Raw genomic sequence first — 17,925 nt, 5'->3', positions numbered from 1 at the left:
CGCCCGCCGGGGCGAACTCCCGGCTCCGGCCTCGGAACAAGCGCAACGCATGAAATCAAACGAACGGACGCCCTTACCCCAACCCAAATCGAAGCCCGAGGCAATCATGCCTTCGCCTCCTTCAGCTCCCCGGAATCCTTCGCATGCCGCTTCCGATCGAAGAGCTGCTTCGCAAACCCAGCGATCCCCTGCGGGAACAGCAGAACCAGCAGCAGGATGATCCCCCCCAGCATCGCCCGCCAGTAGTCGGTATTGCGCGCCACCGTGTCATGCAGCCAGGTGAAGGTGACGGCCCCCACGACCGGCCCCGCGAGCGTCTGGATGCCGCCCAGCAGCACCATTACCAGCCCATCCACCGACTTGCCCACGCTCAGCGACTCCGGCGAGATGCTGCCCTTGGAGAACGCATAGAGCGCCCCGGCCAGCCCCGCCGCCGTGCCCGCGATCACGAAGGCCGCCCACTGCATGCGCTTGACGTCGATGCCGATCGCGTCCGCGCGCAGCGTCGAGTCGCGACCCGCGCGCAGCGCATAGCCGAAGGGCGAGAACAGGACGCGGCGCAGCCACAGCACGCCGAGGGCCACGAGCGCGAGCGTGAGCCAGTAGTACACGCGCTTGTCCGAAAGCCACTCCGCCGGCCACACACCCGTGAGCCCGTTGCTCCCGCCGGTGAAGCTGTCCCACTGGTAGGTGATGGCCCAGGTGATCTGCGCGAAGGCCAGGGTCAGCATCGCCAGGTACACGCCCGACAGCCGCACCGCGAACCAGCCGTAGACGAAGGCGCCGGCCGCAGCCGCCAGTGGCGCGACGACGAGCGCCAGCTCCATCGGCATGCCGCTCGCCCGCACCAGCAGCGCGGCGCCGTACGCGCCGAGCCCGAAGTAGGCCGCGTGCCCGAAGGAGTGCATGCCGGCCGGGCCCATGATGAAGTGCAGGCTGGTGGCGAAGAGCGCGGCGATCATCAGGTCGATCATCAACACCATCGTGTACGGCGAGTCGGCCGTGAAGACCGGCAAGGCTGCCAGCACCAGGCCGAAGATGGCGGCGGCCACCAGGTAGGTCTTGCTCGGGCGGCGCAACGGCTCCTCCTGCATGCCCACGTAGCGGCTGGGCGCCTGCGGCCGGCCGAACAGCCCCCAAGGGCGCCACACCAGCACCGCGGCCATCACGAGGAAGTCCACCACCAGCGTGAGCTTGGAGAAGGAGACGCTGAGGCCGAAGACATCGACCACGCCCAGCCAGATGCAGATCGCCTTGATCTCGGCGATCAGCAGCGCGGCGGCGTAGGCGCCCGGGATCGACCCCATGCCGCCCACCACCACCACCACGAAGGCGGCGCCGATGGTGTTGAGGTCCATCTCCAGCGTGGCGGGCTCGCGCGGCAGCTGCAGCGCGCCGCCCAGGCCCGCGAGCATCGCGCCGAGCGCGAACACGGCAGTGAAGAGCCAGGCCTGGTTGACGCCCAGCGCGCTGACCATCTCGCGGTCCTGCGTGGCGGCACGCACCAGGGTGCCGAAGCGGGTGCGCGTGAGCAGCATCCACACCAGGCCCAGCACCACCGGGCCGACCACGATCAGGAACAGGTCATAGGACGGGAACTGGCGCCCGAGGAGCGTCACCGAGCCGGAGAGTCCGGGCGCACGCGGACCCAGCAGCTCGTCCGGGCCCCAGAGCCACAGCACCGCATCCTTGATCACCAGCACCAGCGCGAAGGTCGCCAGCAGCTGGAAGAGCTCGGGTGCCTTGTAGATGCGGCGCAGCAGCACCACTTCGATCAACGCGCCGAGCACGCCCACGGCCAGGGCCGCCAACACCAGCGAGGGCCAGAAGCCGAAGCCGGTACCCAGCCGCTCGACCAGCGTGTAGGCGATGTAGATGCCCACCATGAAGAACGAGCCATGCGCGAAATTCACGATCCGCGTGACGCCGAAGATCAGCGACAACCCCGCCGCCACCAGGAACAGCGAGGATGCGCTCGCCAGCCCGTTGAGCAGCTGGACGATGAAACCTGAAAAACTCATGACTCGTCGCTCCGGCTCAGTCGTTGGCGCGGGACTTCTTCAGCTCTTCGACCGGCGGCTGGTACTTGGGGTCGGCGCCATCGAGGTACACGTAGTTGACCATCACGCCCTTGCCGCCCTCGTTCTTGGTGCGGCCCACGAACGCGCCCATGGTCGACTGGTGGTCTTCCGGGCGGTAGCTGATCTTGCCGAAGGGCGTGTCGACCTGCAGGCCCTTGAAGGCCGCGACCAGCTTGTCGGTGTCGGTGCTTTTGGCCTTGGCAATGCCCGCGGCGGCCGACTTGATCATGCTGTAGCCCACCACCGAGCCCAGGCGCGGGTAGTCCTTGAACTTGGCCTGGTAGGCCTGCTCGAACTTCTTGTGCTCGGGCGTGGTGATGCCGTACCACGGATAGCCGGTCACGATCCAGCCGTTGGGCGCCTCGTCCTTCAGCGGGTCCATGTACTCGGGCTCGCCGGTCAGCACGCTGACCACCTCGCGGTCCTTGAACAGGCCGCGCGTGTTGCCCTCGCGCACGAACTTCGAGAGGTCGGCGCCGAAGAGCACGTTGAAGATCGCGTCGGGCTTGGCGTCGGCCAACGCCTGCACCACGCTACCAGCGTCGACCTTGCCGAGCGGCGTGGCCTGCTCGGCCACGAACTCCACGTCGGGTTGCGCCGCCTTCATCAGGTTCTTGAAGGCCGCCACGGCCGACTGGCCGTACTCGTAATTGGGGTAGACCACCGCCCAGCGCTTCTTCTTGAGCTTGGCGGCCTCGGGCACCAGCATCGCGGCCTGCATGTAGGTGCCGGGGCGCAGGCGGAAGGTGTACTGGTTGCCGCCCTGCCAGGTGATCTTGTCGGTGAGCGGCTCGCCGGCCAGGAAGAAGAACTTCTTCTGCTTGGCGAAATCGGTGACCGCCAGGCCGGTGTTCGACAGGAAGGTGCCCGCGAGCATGTCGACCTTCTCGCGCGAGACCAGCTCCTCGGCCACGCGCACCGCGTCGCCGGGATTGGCGTTGTCGTCGCGCGTGATGAGCTCGATCTTCTTGCCGTTGACTCCGCCCGCGGCGTTGATCTCGTCGACCGCCAGCTCCATGCCCTTCTTGTAGGGCTCGAGGAAGGCAGGCTGGGCCTTGTAGCTGTTGATCTCGCCGATCTTGATCACGCCCTGCGCTTGCGCGGCGGGAATCAGTGCGAGGGTGAGAGCGGCAATCGACACCGCGCTGAACGCGAAACGCATGGTCATGGAGAACTCCTCGTTGGAATGGTTGATGGGATGTGACAGGTGGCAGTGAGGCTCAGCGGAGCCCATCCTCACCCTTGATCTCGGAGACCTGCAGCCCGCCGATGCGCGGCAGCGGACGGCCGCTGTCGGTCACGGCGACCGCGACCACGATCTCGTTGGCGCGCGGTGCATCGGACACGCGTGCCTCGACCGCGTCGAAATGGCTGCGAACAAAGGCCGCGTCCTTGTGGCCCAGCGGCACGTCGATGGCGGTGCCGAGGGTGCCGCGCTTTTTCGCCGAAGGCACCAGCGCCGCGCCCTTCTCCACCGCCACGCGCAAAGGCGCGCCGAGCTTGGGGTGCAGGATCGCCGCCGCATGCTCCGGCTCGCCGCTCTCGCCGACGATCGCAGCCTTGCCGTAGCTCTGCGCCTGGCCGGGCTCGATGCCCAGCGCCTTGACGGCCTTCTGGCCCAGCAGCGCGCCGAGCTCCTCCCCGATCGCGATCAGCTCGTCGAGCGATTCGCTGTAGCGGCCCGCGTACGGGTTCTCGATCACCGCGATGGCGACGGCGCGACGCGTGGGCGGCTCGATCGTCTTTCCCATTTCCTTGCGGGTTTCGTCGATCTGCACGACGAGCTTGCGGATGTTGGCGCTCATGGTTCTTTCCTTTTGTCTCTGGGTGAAGGGCGGTGCGCCTCAGCGCAGTCCATCCCACTTGGCGATGTTCTCGGCGCGAAGGCCGCCGACACGCTCGTGCACGCGGTAGCCCGTGCTCATCGCGAGGATGAAGACGATCTCGTCGGCAGCGGGCGCACCCGGCACGCGGACCTCGATCGCATCGAACTGGCCACGCACGTAGCTGGCATTGATGTTCGTGAGCGGCACGTCCAGGGTCGCGCCGGGCGGCCCCACCTTCTTGGTCGAAGGCACGATCGACAGCGCGTTGCCCGGCTGGCCGGTCTTCTTCTCGTCCACGGTGCCGGCGGCGTAGGCCGCGCGGTCGCCCTTCCAGCCCAGCAGCTCGCGCATCGCGTAGCCGCCCGGCACATGCCACAGCGCGCCATGCTCGAGCTCTCCGGCGGCGCCGACGATGGCGCCCTTGCCGTAGGTCGCGATGCGATCGAGCGGGACGTCCATCGCGCCGTGCAGGCGGTGCGCCATGTCCACGCCCACCGGATCGAGCAGGGCCATCATCGGCAGGATGTCGGGCTCGTAACGGCCGGCGAAGGGATTGGTCAGTACCGCGCCGATGGCGCCGCGCACCAGCGGCGTCGCGGCGCGCGGGCCGAATTCGTGGTGGATGTACTCGACCTGAGTGAAGACACGGCGTATATCGATCATGAAAACAAATCCTGCTTTTCGTTAAGCAAATACTGAACCAACTGCAGCGGCCTGCGGTGAATTCCCGAGCGCGAACATGCCGGATGCCTGCGAGCTTAAGGGCTCCACCAGCCGCCACTGCCCCTGGCAAACGAGCATGGCGGAGCCGATCAGCCCCGCACGCTGCAGTTCGGCGGCACGGGCCGCGCCCGCCTCCAGTGCGCGCTGCACCTGCGCGGGCGCGAGTGCCTCGACATCCACCGTGACCGGAATGTCGCCGAGGTCGCTGTCGTCCTTGCATTCGCTGGCGGGGCGGCGATGGATCCCCGCGTCTTCCACATCGACCGCATTGGCGATCACCGTGGCGGCCGCATCGGCCTGCGCCGCCGTCGCCGCGAGCACGGTCACGCTGTCGGCGATGCCCCGCGAGAAGCTGCGCCCGCGCCAGCCGCTGGTGGCGACGCCGCGCACGGGCGTCTCGGCGCGCAGCTCGAACTGGCCGTCGGTGGTGAGCAGCCCGCATTCGCGAATGTCGAAGCGCGCCAGGTCAGCGAAGAGCCCGACGCGCGCAGACTGGCCGGGCACGAGGTGCAACGCGATGTCGCCGCCGTTGTTGATCCAGGCGCGCTCGATGCCTTCGCGCTGATAGCAGGCCACGAGCTCCTGGGCGACGGCACCCGCCACCGCGGCCATCGGCGTGATGAAGCCGGCGCGGAATGGCGCGCAAGCCTCCCACATGCGGCGTGCGATCGGGCCCTGCAGCGCGCATGCCTCGCCCACGGGCTGGCGCAGCAGGCGCAGTTCGGCCACCAGTTCGTCGAGCACTGTGCCGAAGCGCCGCCATGCGAGCTCGTGCGCGACGGCGACCTCGACCTCGTTGCCATGCGCCTCGGCCACGATGTCGATCGGGCCGTGGTTCAGGTGCCATCGGCCGCCGCCGATCGGCTGACGTTGTGCGCCATTCATGCGAGTGCGCAGCCGGCCAGCGATTGCACGCTCGCGCGGCTCGCCAGCGTATCGGGATGTCCGGCGCCCAGCGTCTGCACGCGGCCGCGCCAGGCCTGGCGTGCCTGCTCGCAGGCAGGCTGTGCCTGGCCGAGCCGGCCCAGCACCACGCCGAGGTTGTGGCGCGACAGCAGCGTCGGCGCTGCCAGCGGGCCGAACAGGCGCTCGCGGATCTGCAGCGCCTCGGAAAATGCCTGGTGTGCCTCCGCCAGCGCGCCGAGCGTCGCCAGCGATGCCCCGAGATTGTTGAGCGTGGCGGCGCGGTTGGCGGCGCTCGCCCCATCGGCGGGCAGCATGGGCAGGGCCTCGCGGTACAAGACCACGGCCTCGGCATGCTGCCCCTGGCCCGCCAGCGCATGGCCCCGGTTGTTGAGCTGCACTCCGCGTGAGGACGAGGCACCACCGCCCTGCTGCGGCGGCGCCGTGTTCGCGCATGCCGTCAGCGCCAGGGCGAGGGCCAAGGCAAGGCACGGGAGCAGCCAGGGGGTCAACATGGCGCCTCAACCCAGCATCGGCGGATGGCCGAGCGGCCACGGGTTGGCATCGTCCATGCGACGCCATTGGCGCGCCAGCGGTGCGCCGTCGTTCTGCCACGCGCCGCGCGCCAGCGCCTGCTCGAGCGAGAACACATGCTCCATGTGGCCGCCGAGCGCCGCGTAGTCCTCGCGCCGCATGCTGAACTCGATGGGCGCCACGATGGCCGGCGTGGGCACGGTGCCGAAGCTGTTGTCGGGCATGCGCAGCACATCGGCCATCACCGTGATGCCGCCGCCCGGCCACACATAGGCCGGCGCGCCGCCGCAGGTCACGTTGACCAGCGCGCGCTTGATGGCACGGGTGAGCAGCACCGGGTTCTCGGTCACGCCGGCGCGCAGGGACCCGCCGGCGCCACCGAGGAAGAGCACGCTGCACAGCGAGGGCTCGCAGTTCTCGCCGATGCGCTCGACGACGCGGCGCACCTCGGCGGGCATCTGCTGCTCGACTGGCTTGAGCTCGTCGTCCAGCACGTACCACTGCGCATGCTCGCCGGTGGTGGATGTCATCAGCAGGCGCAGGCCCGGCTTGGCCACGCCCTCCTCCCAGCCCTCGATGATCGAGAGCGGGTCGTCGATGTCGGTGCCGCCCCAGCCGTTGCCCGGATTGGCCACCTGGAAATAGCGCCCGGGCGTGGACTTGCGTCCGCGCATCTGGATGCCCGAGGGCACCATGTCGAGGCAGCGCCCGGCCTGGTGCTCGGTGAGCACGCCGGTGATGTGGTCGTCGACCACCACCACCTCGTCGGCCTGGCCGAAGAGCTGGCGCGCGAAGATGCCGATCGCGGCCGAGCCGCAGCCCACGCGCATGCGCTGTTCCTCGACGCCGTTGACGATCGGCGCGCGGCCGGCCTGGATCAACATGCTGGCCCCGCCGTCGATCACGCATTCGACCGCCTTCTTGTTGCCCAGGAGCTGCATCACCTCGGCCGTCATCCGGCCTTCCTTCTTGCTGCCGCCGGTGAGGTGGTGCACACCGCCGAGCGAGAGCATCTGCGAGCCGTACTCGGCGGTGGTGACATGGCCCACCACCTCGCCGCGGTAGCGCACATTGGCCTGCTCGGCGCCGAGGAAGCGGTCGGTGTCGATCTTCACCTTGAAGCTGCAGTAGCTGAAGATGCCCTCGGTCACCACCGTCACCATGTCCACGCCCTGGGCCTTGGAGGCCACGATGAAGGGCGCGGGCTTGTAGTCGGGGTAGGTGGTGGAGGAGCCCACGCCTGTCACGAAGACCTGGTCGGCGTGGAGGAGATCGCCGCTCCAGTCGGGCTCGGCGCCGGGTGCCGCCGGCTCGGCAGCGGGGCGCGCGAACGGCACCAGCGCCGGCGATTCGCTGGCCAGCTGGCGGCGCAGCAGCAGCACCGGGTCGACGCGTACCAGCACGCCATCGCGGTTGGCATAGCGGTCGCAGGCGCCGGTGCGGCCCTCGGAGATCTGGCACAGCACGGGGCAGGCGTTGCATTCGACCTTGGCCGCACTCATGCGCTCGTTGCGCAGGGGCGAGCGGCCCGTGGCCTCCGGCGGCAGCGGCAGGTCCATGCCGGGCAATCCGTCTGTCTTGGTGTGTTCGGTCATCGCGGGCTTCTCGTGGAAATCGTGGCGGCGGGGGTGCAACAAAAGTGCCGGAGGGCTCTCTTGTGCTGGAACTTCTCTTTGTGTAGCATTCACTACAAATTCATGTTGTGATCACTACATGAAGTCAATGTAGCAAACAGACCCGATGCTTGCAATGGTGTTTTCTCAGGTGTCGCCGACAATCGGAGGGTTGCGGCAGACTGACGGTGTTCGGCTCCGCGTCACCGCGCACCCGATCCGTGCGCGTTTTTTCGTCCACAAACATTCCTGATTCCTATGAGTGCATTCAGCGAAGAACGTGTGTTGAGCGTCCATCACTGGACCGACCGACTGTTCACCTTCACCACCACCCGCGATCCGGCGCTGCGCTTCTCGAACGGCCACTTCACCATGATCGGCCTGAAGGTCAACAACAAGCCCCTGCTGCGCGCCTACAGCATCGTGAGCCCGAACTACGAGGAGCATCTGGAGTTCCTCAGTATCAAGGTCGAGGAAGGTCCGCTCACCTCCAGACTGCAGCACATCCAGGTGGGCGACACCATCATCGTGGGCCGCAAGCCCACCGGCACGCTGCTGATCGACTACACCCTGCCGGGCAAGCGGCTTTATCTCTTCGGCACGGGCACGGGCCTCGCACCGTTCATGAGCATCATCCGCGACCCGGAGACGTACGAGAAGTACGAACAGGTCGTCCTGGTGCACGGCGTTCGCCAGATCGACGAGCTGGCCTATCACGACCTGGTGACCGACCACCTGCCCAAGCACGAGTTCCTGGGCGAGATGGTCGAGAAGCAGCTGCTGTACTACCCGACGGTCACGCGCGAGGAATTCCGCAACATGGGCCGCATCACCGACCTGATCGCGACCAACAAGCTGACGGACGACCTCGGCCTGCCGCCGCTGAATGCCGCCGAGGACCGCGTGATGCTATGCGGCAGCCCCGGCCTGCTGGTCGACCTGAAGCACATCCTCGAAGGCCGCGGCTTCAAGGAAGGCAACACGTCGACCCCGGGCGACTTCGTCATCGAACGCGCCTTCGCTGAAAAGTAGATGGCAGCGGCCCGCGCACCCAAGCCGGCTACGCGCCGCACCGGCGTGCGCGAGGCCGCCGCGCAGGCCACGCGCGACAGCATCCTGCGCGCGGCGACCAAGGTGTTCGCCAAGTACGGCTACGACGGCGGCAGTGTCGAGAAGATCTCGAAGGCCGCCAACTCGTACGACCGGATGATCTACTACTACTTCGGCAGCAAGGAAGGGCTGTTCATCGCGGTGCTGGAGAGCATCTACCGCCGCATGGACGATGCCGAGGCCGCGCTTCACCTGGATGCAAGCCGGCCGGTGGAGGCACTGGCGGCGGTGATCCGATTCGTGCTCGGCTACTACCGCAAGAACCCCGAGTTCGTGACCCTGCTGAACACCGAGAACCTGCACAAGGGCAGGCATATCGCGAAGTCGCTGCGCGCGCGCGAGTATTCGTCGCGGGCGATCGCGATCATCCAGGAACTGCTCGAAAGCGGCGTGGCGCAGGGCCTGTTCCGCGATGGCGTGTCGGCCCGCGACCTCTACCTGCTGATCGCCTCCACCGGCTACTTCTACACCTCCAACCGCCACACGCTGACCGCCTTCCTCGGCGAGCCGCTGGAGACGCCGGAGGCGGTCGCGCACTGGGAAGACTTCGTGATCGAGACGGTGCTGCGCACGGTCGATGCGGGCGCTCCCGAGGAAGAAACACCACCACCCCACGAGGACAAGAAATGGCAGAAGTCGCAACTGGCGCAAAGTCGGGCAAGGTCGTCATCCGGAACATAGGTCTTCTGCTCTCGGGCGACCTCGACCGCCCCATCCTGGAGGCGGACACCATCGTCGTGAACGACGGCCTGATCGTCGCTGTCGGCAAGGAGAAGGACTGCGATACCGAAGGCGCGCAGATCGTCATCGACGCGAAGAAGACCTGCGTCGCGCCCGGCCTGATCGACAGCCACGTGCACCCCGTCTTCGGCGACTGGACGCCGCGCCAGAGTCAGCTGGGCTGGATCGATTCCACGATGAACGGCGGCGTCACCACCATGATCTCCGCCGGCGAGGTGCACCTGCCCGGCCGCCCGAAGGACATCGTCGGCGTGAAGGCCCTGGCCATCACCGCGCAGCGCGCCTTCGACAACTTCCGCCCCGGCGGCGTCAAGGTGCTGGCGGGCGCGCCGGTGCTCGAGAAAGGCATGGTCGAGAGCGATTTCAAGGAGATGGCCGAGGCCGGCGTCGGGCTGCTCGGCGAAGTGGGCCTGGGCTCGGTGAAGGCCGGCTACGAGGCCAAGGAGATGGTGGCCTGGGCGCGCAAGTACGGCATCCAGAGCACCATCCATACCGGCGGGCCCTCGATCCCGGGCTCGGGCCTGATCGACAAGGACGTGGTGCTGGAGGCCGACGCCGATGTCATCGGCCACATCAACGGCGGCCACACCTCGCTGCCCGAGGCCCACGTGTGCGAGCTGTGCGAGAAGTCCTCGCGCGCCATCGAGATCGTCCACAACGGCAACGAGCGCGTGGCCATCGCCGCGGCCAAGGCCGCGCTTGACCTGAAGTGCCCGCACCGCATCATCCTGGGCACCGACGGGCCGGCCGGCTCGGGCGTGCAGCCGCTGGGCATCCTGCGCATGGTCGCGATGCTGTCCGCGCTGGCAAACATCCCGGCGGAGCTGGTGTTCTGCTTCGCGACCGGCAACACGGCGCGCATCCGCAAGCTGAACTGCGGGCTGATCGAGCCCGGGCGCGCGGCCGACTTCGTCTTCATGGACCGGGCCCAGCACACGGCCGGCAAGACGCTGCTCGAAAGCGTGCAGCTGGGCGACATTCCCGGTGTCGGCATGGTGGTGATCGACGGCATCGTGCGCTGCGGGCGCAGCCGCAATACGCCGCCGGCCACGGAGATTCCGGTGGTCGTGTCAGGCGCGCACTAGAAATCCCTCGCCCGCAGGACGACCGGCTCCTGCGGAAGCTGCTGGTACCGGTAGGTCGCCGCCACATGGATGGCGAGATGGTTGGCCTCGTAGGCATCGACCGCGCGGCTGCCGCCGTCTTCCCCGAAGGCGTAAGCGCCAAAGTGCGAGGCCAGGGCGTCGTAGGTGATCAGCGCCGACACGTCGCGTCCGCGCATCGGGAGGGTGAAGGCGACGCCGTCTCCGACGGACTCGGCGCGCCGGGGCCGCGGCGCCGGCGACGTAAGCTCATGGGCCCTCGGCGATGCGGTGGCGACCAACAACCCGGGGATCGTGGCCTGCGCATCTGGGCCTGGCGCCGGCCTGGCCTGCGCGAGTTCCGCGGCCGGATCGTCCATGCGGCAGAACAGGAGCTCGACGTCGGCCAGTAGCAGCCGGTCGCCGTCCAGGACGGGCATGGCGTCGATGCGCTCCCCGTTGACGAAGGTCCCATTGGTGCTGCGCGCATCCTTGATTGCCGCGGAACCGCCGCGGCAGCTCAGGAGCGCGTGGATCCGGCTGACCATCCGGCTGGGGAGAACGACCTCGTTGCCGTCCCACCGCCCGATCCGGACCTCCCCTTCGGGAATCCGGATGCTTCGCACGGCGCGAGCACCTTGCATGACAAGCAGAGTCGGCACCTTCTCTCCCTTGAATGATCGGCAATTCGACCCTTCGCCCTTGAATGGACCGAGTGGATAGTACTTTTCTCTAACTTTTGCAGCAACGGCTGTTACATGCCGCTGCGAGGCGCGCCGCCGCTTTCAGTGCCCGCGCCGCGACTTGAAGATCAGCTGGCGCGCGGCGAAGAAGTTCAGCGCCAGCCCCGCGCAGCTGCCCAGCGCCACGCCGAGCGCCGGCACCCAGACCCCGCTGAATGCATGCAGCACGACCACGTACACACCGTAGTTCACCACCGCGCCGCCGAGCATGGTCAGCAGGTAGCCGAGGTATTCGCGCGCCAGGGACGCATCCGAATGGCGTGCGCCGAAGGCGTAGCGCCGGTTCAACGCCCAGGTGGCGGTCGCGGCCGCGAGAAAGGACAGCACGCGCGCCGCGTACCAGCCCAGCAGCGGCGCCGCCAGGTACAGCACGCCCACGTCGACGCCGAGACCGATCACGCCGGCGAGCGCGAACAACAGGAACTCACGTCCCGCCTTCATCGTCAGTGCCGCTCGACGGGTGCGCGTTGCAGCACTCCCGGAATGGCGAGGTAGCGCAGGCGCTTGGCCTCCCGGCGGCCCATGGTCACGGCATGCAGCACGATGCCGCAGACGAAGGCCAGCATCGCGGTCAGCATGGTGCCGGTCAGCAGCACCGCGGTGGGCAGGCGCGGGACCAGGCCGGTGGCGAGGTAGGTCAAGGCCAGGGGCACGGCCGCCGCGATCGAGCCCAGCGCAAGCACGGTCGCGATGCCGGAGAAGAACAGCAGCGGCCTCTCGCTCACGAACAGCTTGCAGATGGTCTTGAGGATGCGCCAGCCGTCGCGGTAGGTGGACAGCTTGCTGTGCGAGCCCTCGGGCCGCGAGCGGTAGCGCACTGGCAGCTCGGCGAAGGGCATGCGCAGCTCCAGCGCGTGGACGGTGAGCTCGGTCTCGATCTCGAAGCCTTCCGACACCGCGGGGAAGGACTTGGCATAGCGCCTGGAGAACACCCGCAGGCCGGAGAGCATGTCGGTCAGCCGGCCGCCGAAAAGTGCCGCCACCGCGCCGGTGAGGAGCCGGTTGCCGAAGCGGTGGCCGGTGCGGTAGGTGTGGGTGTCCTCGCCGTCGTCGACGCGCGAGCCGACCACCATGTCGAGGTTGCCTTCCACCAGCGTGTCGACCAGGTGGCGCAGCCCGCCCAGGTCGTAGGTGGCATCGCCGTCCACCATGACGTAGATGTCGGCCTCCACGTCCGCGAACATGCGGCGGGCGACATTGCCTTTGCCGCGCAGGGCCACATGCGTCACCTGGGCACCGGCCGCCCGCGCGACGGCCGCGGTGCCGTCGGTGGAGGCGTTGTCGAACACATGGATCTCGATCTCGGGCAGCACGGCCCGGAACTCGTCCACCACCTGCGCGATGGCGAGCGCCTCGTTGTAGCAGGGGATCACCGCGGCGATGCGCAGCGCGGGCCACGGGGTGTTGGAGGCAGGAGCTTCGGTCATGGTGCGGGGGGCAGGATACGGTACGCCTTGGCGCCGTCTTGCTCGTACATCAGGGCGAAGTAGCGGTTGAAATCCTCGTGGCCGGCCAAGGTGCGCGCTACCGCGTCGGGCATCACGATGGCTTCGAAGCCCAGCCCGGCGAACCTGCGCGCAGCCTCGGCCGCCGGCAGCAGCGGGAAATCCGCATAGCGCCACGGGCCGAGCGTATCGCCCCAGACCGGGTTGGGCCCGTAGTAGATGGCCTCACTCAGTGCGATCTGGTAAACGCGGCCGGAGACCTGCTCGCGCACGTGGTTCATCACGGCATAGCCCGGCACGTTGGCCCGCAGGAAGGCCTCCCTGGCCGCGGGCGTGGGCGACACCTTGGCCAGCTCGCGCGCGGTGTGCCGCAACGACACGGCCGCCAGCACGGCGAGAAACAGGCCGGCCGCGATGCCACCCGCACGCACCGGCCAGCCGGCACGGCCGGTCGCCGGCAGCAGCCTGCGCAGCCCCGCCGCGACCCATCCCAGCAGCACCTGCCACCCCAGCACCGCGACCAGCGCGAGCAGCGGGAAGGAGGCAGTCATGTAGCGTGGGTAGCGCGACGTCAGCGCCCACACGAGCAGCGAGTAGGCGCAGAACACGATCGCCGCGTGCACCGCCGGCGAACGCCGCCACGCCAGGCTGAAGGGCGCGAGCACCACCGGCCAGATCAGGAAGTTCGGCAGCGCCGCATGGGCGTGCACGTCGTCGACCTGGTTCTTGTAGTCGGCCAGGTTCCAGTTGCTGAAGCCGAACAGCTTGGCGCCGATCGGGTTGAAGGGGTCGCCGGTCATGACGGCATTGCGCGCGTACCAGTAGACGCAGGGCAGCAGGAAGCACACGAGCCCCACCGCCCAGACGTCGGGCCGCCGCTCGCGCCGGACCACGAACCACGCGGCCAGCGGCAGGAAGGTCAGGGCTTGGTACTTCGAGCCGGCCGCCAAGCCCAGGAAGAAGGCCGCCAGGGCCAGCCAGCGCGCACCCTGCGCCGGCTGCGCCGCGTGCGACTCGTTCCACCACCAGAGGGCGATCCACGCGGACAGCACGAACAGCGCGACGCCCATGTCGATCAGCGCGTTCGAGTAGTCGCCGATGCCGAGCCAGATGCCGGCGGCCGCGCAGGCCAGCACCCGGTTGAGGTGCTGAACGCCCAGGCGGTAGACCATCCACACCGACAGCCAGCCCGCCAGTCCGTTCATGAAGTGCGGCAGCGCGTCGTCGCCGACCAGCAGCGCGCCGGCGTAAAGCAGGTTGTAGTTGTACGGGAACCAGGGGTAGCGCAGCCACTCGTGGATGCCCAGCGTGCCGCTCTGCGCCACCTGGCGCGCATAGGGCAGGTGGTACATCAGCTCGTCGAAGGCCGCCGGCGGCGCCAGCGGTGCCACCAGCGTTGGCAGCGCGACCAGCGCCAGCGCGGCCAGGCCCGCCTTCTCGACCCACGTGAGGGACGGCCCGGGCTCCAGGGCGCGCGCCTGCCGCAGCCACGCGGGGAACTGCACGCAGGCCGCGGCGAAACCGATCGCGACCGGCAGCAGCACGCCGGGGACATTGAGCAGCCCCGCGATGCCGAGCGCCTGGAACACGCAGATGAAGATGCCGACGCCGAGCGCCGTGGCCATGGCCATCTCGAGCCAGAAGTCGCGGTGCACCGGCGCACCCAGGCGCACGAACAGCGCCCGGCCGAAGCCCCAGCAGGCGGCGACGAAGATCGCCAGCGCCGCGTAGTGGGCGGCTGCGAACATCAGTTTCTCGACAAGCATCAGAGATTGGGCGCCAGCAGCCGCTCCAGGTCTGCTTCGCTCTCACGGCGCCGCGCGGCCTGGTCCTGCAACTGGTCGCGCCCGATCTTGCCGACGTTGAAGTAGGTGGCCTCGGGATGGCTCAGGTAGAAGCCGCTGACGCTGGCGGCGGGCATCATGGCCAGGCTTTCGGTCAGCGTCATGCCGATGTCCTGGCACTGCAGCAGCTCGAACATCGGCCGCTTCACGCTGTGGTCGGGGCAGGCCGGATAACCGGGCGCCGGGCGGATGCCGCGGTACTTTTCGGCAATCATCGCCTCGTTGCTCAGGGCCTCGTCGGGCGCGTAGCCCCAGAGGTCGGTGCGCACGCGGTGGTGCAGCGCCTCGGCGAAGGCCTCGGCCAGCCGGTCGGCCAGGGCCTTGAGCATGATGGCCGAGTAGTCGTCGAGGTCGTCGAGGAAGAACTTCTCCTTCTTCTCGACGCCGATGCCCGCCGTGACGGCAAACATGCCCACATAGTCGGCCACGCCGCTCTCGCGCGGCGCCACGAAGTCGGCCAGGCAGCGGCTGGGGCGCATCACCCCCTCGATCGCCTGCTTCTCGGTTTGCTGGCGCAGGCCGTACCAGGTGAGCGCGGCCTGGGTGCGCGTCTCGTCGGTGTAGAGCGCGATGTCGTCGTCGTTCACCGCGTTGGCGGGCCAGAAACCGATCACGCCGTTGGCGGTGAGCCAGCGGCCCTCTATCAGGCGCTTGAGCATGCGCTGCCCGTCGCCGAAGACGCGCACCGCTTCGCTGCCCACCACCTCGTCCTTGAGGATCGCAGGGAAGGGCCCGGCCAGGTCCCAGGTCTGGAAGAAAGGCCCCCAGTCGATGTACTTCGCGAGCTCGCTCAGGTCGAAGTTGCGGAACATGCGCCGGCCGGTGAACTTCGGCACCGGCGGCACGTAGCCCTTCCAGTCGATCGGCGTCTTGTTGGCGCGCGCCTTGGCCAGCGGCCACAGCGGCACCTGCTTCTTGTTGGCATGCAGGTGCCGCACCTTGTCGTAGTCGGCGTTGAGCTCGTCGATGTAGGCTGTAGCCTGCTCCGAGAGCAGCGACTGCGCCACGCTCACGCTGCGCGAGGCGTCGGGCACGTAGACCACCGGCCCCTCGTAGTGCGGCGCGATCTTCACCGCCGTGTGCACGCGGCTGGTGGTGGCGCCGCCGATCAGCAACGGGATCTTGCGGATGCGGAAATGCTCGTCCTTCTGCATCTCGCCGGCGACGTACTGCATTTCCTCCAGGCTGGGCGTGATCAGGCCCGACAGGCCCACGATGTCCGCGCCCTCGACCTTGGCGCGCGCCAGGATCTCGTGGCAGGGGACCATCACACCCATGTTCACCACCTCGAAGTTGTTGCACTGGAGCACGACGGTGACGATGTTCTTGCCGATGTCGTGCACGTCGCCCTTCACGGTAGCGATGACGATCTTGCCCTTGGTGCGCACGTCGCGGCCGGCGGCCTCGTCCTGGCGCTTCTCTTCCTCGATGTAGGGAATCAGGTGGGCCACCGCCTGCTTCATCACGCGCGCCGACTTCACCACCTGAGGCAGGAACATCTTGCCGGCGCCGAACAGGTCGCCGACCACGTTCATGCCGTCCATCAGGGGGCCCTCGATCACGTGCAGCGGGCGGCCGCCCTTGGCCAGGATGGCGCGGTAGGCCTCCTCGGTGTCCTCGACGATGAAGTCCGTGATGCCGTGCACCAGCGCATGCGACAAGCGCTGGTTGACCGACACCGGCTGCTCCGGCGTGCCCCGCCACTCGAGCTTCTTGCTGTCGTCCTTGGCGCCGCTCTTGGCGCTCTCGGCCACTTCGACCAGGCGCTCGCCCGCGTCGGGGCGGCGGTTGAGCACCACGTCTTCCACGCGCTCGCGCAAGGACGGCTCGAGGTCGTCGTACACGCCGACCATGCCGGCGTTGACGATGCCCATGTCCATGCCCGCCTGGATCGCGTGGTAGAGGAACACCGTGTGGATGGCCTCGCGCACCGGGTCGTTGCCGCGGAAGCTGAAGCTCACGTTCGACACGCCGCCCGACACCTTGGCGCCCGGCAGGTTCTTCTTGATCCAGCGCGTGGCCTCGATGAAGTCGACCGCGTAGTTGTTGTGCTCCTCGATGCCGGTGGCAATCGCGAAGATGTTGGGGTCGAAGATGATGTCCTCGGGCGGGAAGCCCACTTCATCCACCAGGATGCGGTACGCCCGCTCGCAGATCTCGATCTTGCGCTGGTAGGTGTCGGCCTGGCCCTTCTCGTCGAAGGCCATCACCACCGCGGCCGCGCCATAGCGGCGCAGCAGCGTGGCCTGGTGCTTGAAGCCCTCCACGCCCTCCTTCATGCTGATCGAGTTGACGATGCCCTTGCCCTGGATGCAGCGCAGGCCCGCCTCGATCACCTCCCACTTGGAGCTGTCGATCATGATCGGCACGCGCGCGATGTCGGGCTCGCTGGCGATCAGGTTCAGGAAGCGCACCATCGCCGCCTTGCTGTCGAGCATGGCCTCGTCCATGTTGATGTCGATCACCTGGGCGCCGTTCTCGACCTGCTGGCGGGCCACCGCCAGCGCCTCCTCGAACTGGCCGTTCAGGATCATGCGGGCGAAGGCCTTGGAGCCGGTGACGTTGGTGCGCTCGCCGATGTTGACAAACAGCGTGCCCGCGCCGATCTGCACCGGCTCCAGGCCGGACAGCTTCATCGGGGGGACTTGGACGGAAGAGGAGGAATCTGAAGACATGGGCTCACCTGTGAACGGGTTCAGGCGAGCGTCGTTGCACTCCAGCGAATGGAAGCCCAAGCCTGACGCGGCGCCCTGGTCAAGGGAGGCCGCGCTGCAACGCTCCTTGGGAGCCGGCGATTTTACGCCGGCTGCGCGGCCCCGGACGCCGAGGCGGGCAGGCCGAAGATCCCGTCGAAGGCCCAGTTGAAGGCGAAGGTGTAGACCAGGAAGAACACCACCAGGCCCAGGTCCATCACCAGCGCCTGCCACAGGCTCACGTCCAGCCACCAGGCGAAGACCGGCACCAGGAAGGCCACCAGCCCGCCTTCGAAGCCGATCGCGTGGGCGATGCGGCGGCGCAGGCTGCGGCCACGCGTCACCTGGCGCGACTCCCAGCGCTCGAACAGGGCGTTGAAGGTGAGGTTCCAGAGGATCGCAATAGCCGAGGCCAGCACCGCCGCGACGCCCGAATGGCCGGCGCTCTGCCCCGTCATCAGTGCAAGTCCCGCACTGGCCACAATGATGGCAATGCCCTCGTAGAGCGTGATGTAGACGACGCGGCGCTTGAGCCCTTGCATGAAATCGTTCCTTTTGGTGGTGCTGCTGGATCGGGCTCGACTTTA

The 17,925-nt window shown here is 68.1% G+C and carries 16 protein-coding genes and 1 riboswitch; of the genes, 3 read left to right on the top strand and 13 right to left on the bottom strand.

What is annotated here, in order from left to right; translation table 11 throughout:
• Positions 1-104 precede the first annotated feature (104 nt).
• From E5P3_RS01730 to E5P3_RS01700, 7 genes are read right to left on the bottom strand one after another with little or no spacing between them, the layout of a single operon-like run.
• Complete coding sequence (locus E5P3_RS01730; protein ID WP_162584420.1) at positions 105-2,021, bottom strand: ABC transporter permease; 1,917 nt, start codon at positions 2,019-2,021, stop codon at positions 105-107.
• A gap of 16 nt (positions 2,022-2,037) precedes the next feature.
• Positions 2,038-3,249 carry an ABC transporter substrate-binding protein gene (locus tag E5P3_RS01725; protein WP_162584419.1) on the bottom strand — a complete coding sequence of 404 codons (1,212 nt, stop codon included), beginning with the start codon at positions 3,247-3,249 and terminating at the stop codon, positions 2,038-2,040.
• A 52-nt stretch (positions 3,250-3,301) separates the two neighbouring features.
• Positions 3,302-3,886 carry an amino acid synthesis family protein gene (locus E5P3_RS01720; RefSeq protein ID WP_162584418.1) on the bottom strand — a complete coding sequence of 195 codons (585 nt, stop codon included), beginning with the start codon at positions 3,884-3,886 and terminating at the stop codon, positions 3,302-3,304.
• Between the two features lie 39 nt (positions 3,887-3,925).
• Positions 3,926-4,570, bottom strand: a complete 645-nt coding sequence (locus E5P3_RS01715) for an amino acid synthesis family protein (protein ID WP_162584417.1) — start codon at positions 4,568-4,570, stop codon at positions 3,926-3,928.
• 21 nt (positions 4,571-4,591) lie between these two features.
• Complete coding sequence (locus tag E5P3_RS01710) at positions 4,592-5,515, bottom strand: UPF0280 family protein (RefSeq protein WP_162584416.1); 924 nt, start codon at positions 5,513-5,515, stop codon at positions 4,592-4,594.
• Positions 5,512-6,048, bottom strand: a complete 537-nt coding sequence (locus E5P3_RS01705; RefSeq protein ID WP_162584415.1) for a tetratricopeptide repeat protein — start codon at positions 6,046-6,048, stop codon at positions 5,512-5,514. The genes E5P3_RS01710 and E5P3_RS01705 overlap by 4 nt, the downstream gene beginning before the upstream one ends.
• Before the next feature lie 6 nt (positions 6,049-6,054).
• Entirely contained in the window at positions 6,055-7,662 is a 1,608-nt protein-coding gene (locus tag E5P3_RS01700; protein WP_162584414.1) for a 6-hydroxynicotinate reductase, read from the bottom strand.
• Between the two features lie 276 nt (positions 7,663-7,938).
• Here E5P3_RS01700 and E5P3_RS01695 point away from each other — a divergent pair, with 276 nt between their 5' ends.
• Genes E5P3_RS01695 through E5P3_RS01685 form a run of 3 tightly spaced genes read left to right on the top strand, consistent with a single transcriptional unit; the run spans position 7,939 to position 10,616 of the window.
• Positions 7,939-8,712 carry a ferredoxin--NADP reductase gene (locus E5P3_RS01695; protein WP_162584413.1) on the top strand — a complete coding sequence of 258 codons (774 nt, stop codon included), beginning with the start codon at positions 7,939-7,941 and terminating at the stop codon, positions 8,710-8,712.
• Positions 8,713-9,471 (top strand): TetR family transcriptional regulator, encoded by a 759-nt coding sequence (locus tag E5P3_RS01690; RefSeq protein WP_162584412.1) that lies wholly within the window; start codon positions 8,713-8,715, stop codon positions 9,469-9,471.
• On the top strand, positions 9,417-10,616 hold the full coding sequence (locus E5P3_RS01685) for an amidohydrolase family protein (protein WP_162584411.1): 1,200 nt from the start codon (positions 9,417-9,419) through the stop codon (positions 10,614-10,616). Before E5P3_RS01690 ends, E5P3_RS01685 begins: the two co-directional genes overlap by 55 nt.
• On the opposite strand, the gene E5P3_RS01680 is transcribed toward E5P3_RS01685, so the two are convergent.
• The 6 genes from E5P3_RS01680 to E5P3_RS01655 form a co-directional block, all read right to left on the bottom strand.
• The gene (locus E5P3_RS01680) at positions 10,613-11,257 is read right to left on the bottom strand and encodes an FHA domain-containing protein (RefSeq protein ID WP_269474001.1); all 645 of its coding nucleotides are present in this window, start codon (positions 11,255-11,257) and stop codon (positions 10,613-10,615) included. The genes E5P3_RS01685 and E5P3_RS01680 overlap by 4 nt on opposite strands.
• Before the next feature lie 141 nt (positions 11,258-11,398).
• On the bottom strand, positions 11,399-11,797 hold the full coding sequence (locus E5P3_RS01675) for a GtrA family protein (RefSeq protein WP_162584409.1): 399 nt from the start codon (positions 11,795-11,797) through the stop codon (positions 11,399-11,401).
• 2 nt (positions 11,798-11,799) lie between these two features.
• Entirely contained in the window at positions 11,800-12,783 is a 984-nt protein-coding gene (locus E5P3_RS01670) for a glycosyltransferase family 2 protein (RefSeq protein ID WP_162584408.1), read from the bottom strand.
• Positions 12,780-14,549 carry an ArnT family glycosyltransferase gene (locus E5P3_RS01665; protein WP_162584407.1) on the bottom strand — a complete coding sequence of 590 codons (1,770 nt, stop codon included), beginning with the start codon at positions 14,547-14,549 and terminating at the stop codon, positions 12,780-12,782. Before E5P3_RS01665 ends, E5P3_RS01670 begins: the two co-directional genes overlap by 4 nt.
• Positions 14,550-14,566: 17 nt before the next feature.
• Entirely contained in the window at positions 14,567-17,281 is a 2,715-nt protein-coding gene (gene metH, locus E5P3_RS01660) for a methionine synthase (RefSeq protein WP_162584406.1), read from the bottom strand.
• Between the two features lie 58 nt (positions 17,282-17,339).
• Positions 17,340-17,434: riboswitch (S-adenosyl-L-homocysteine riboswitch) on the bottom strand.
• 8 nt (positions 17,435-17,442) lie between these two features.
• Positions 17,443-17,880: a PACE efflux transporter gene (locus E5P3_RS01655; RefSeq protein ID WP_162584405.1), complete on the bottom strand. Its 438-nt coding sequence runs from the start codon at positions 17,878-17,880 to the stop codon at positions 17,443-17,445.
• Positions 17,881-17,925: the final 45 nt, after the last annotated feature.

This window comes from Variovorax sp. RA8, assembly GCF_901827175.1.
Classification (GTDB): domain Bacteria; phylum Pseudomonadota; class Gammaproteobacteria; order Burkholderiales; family Burkholderiaceae_C; genus Variovorax.
The sequence above is the reverse complement of the archived record's forward strand: the minus strand, read 5'-3'. Positions and strand labels throughout refer to the sequence as shown.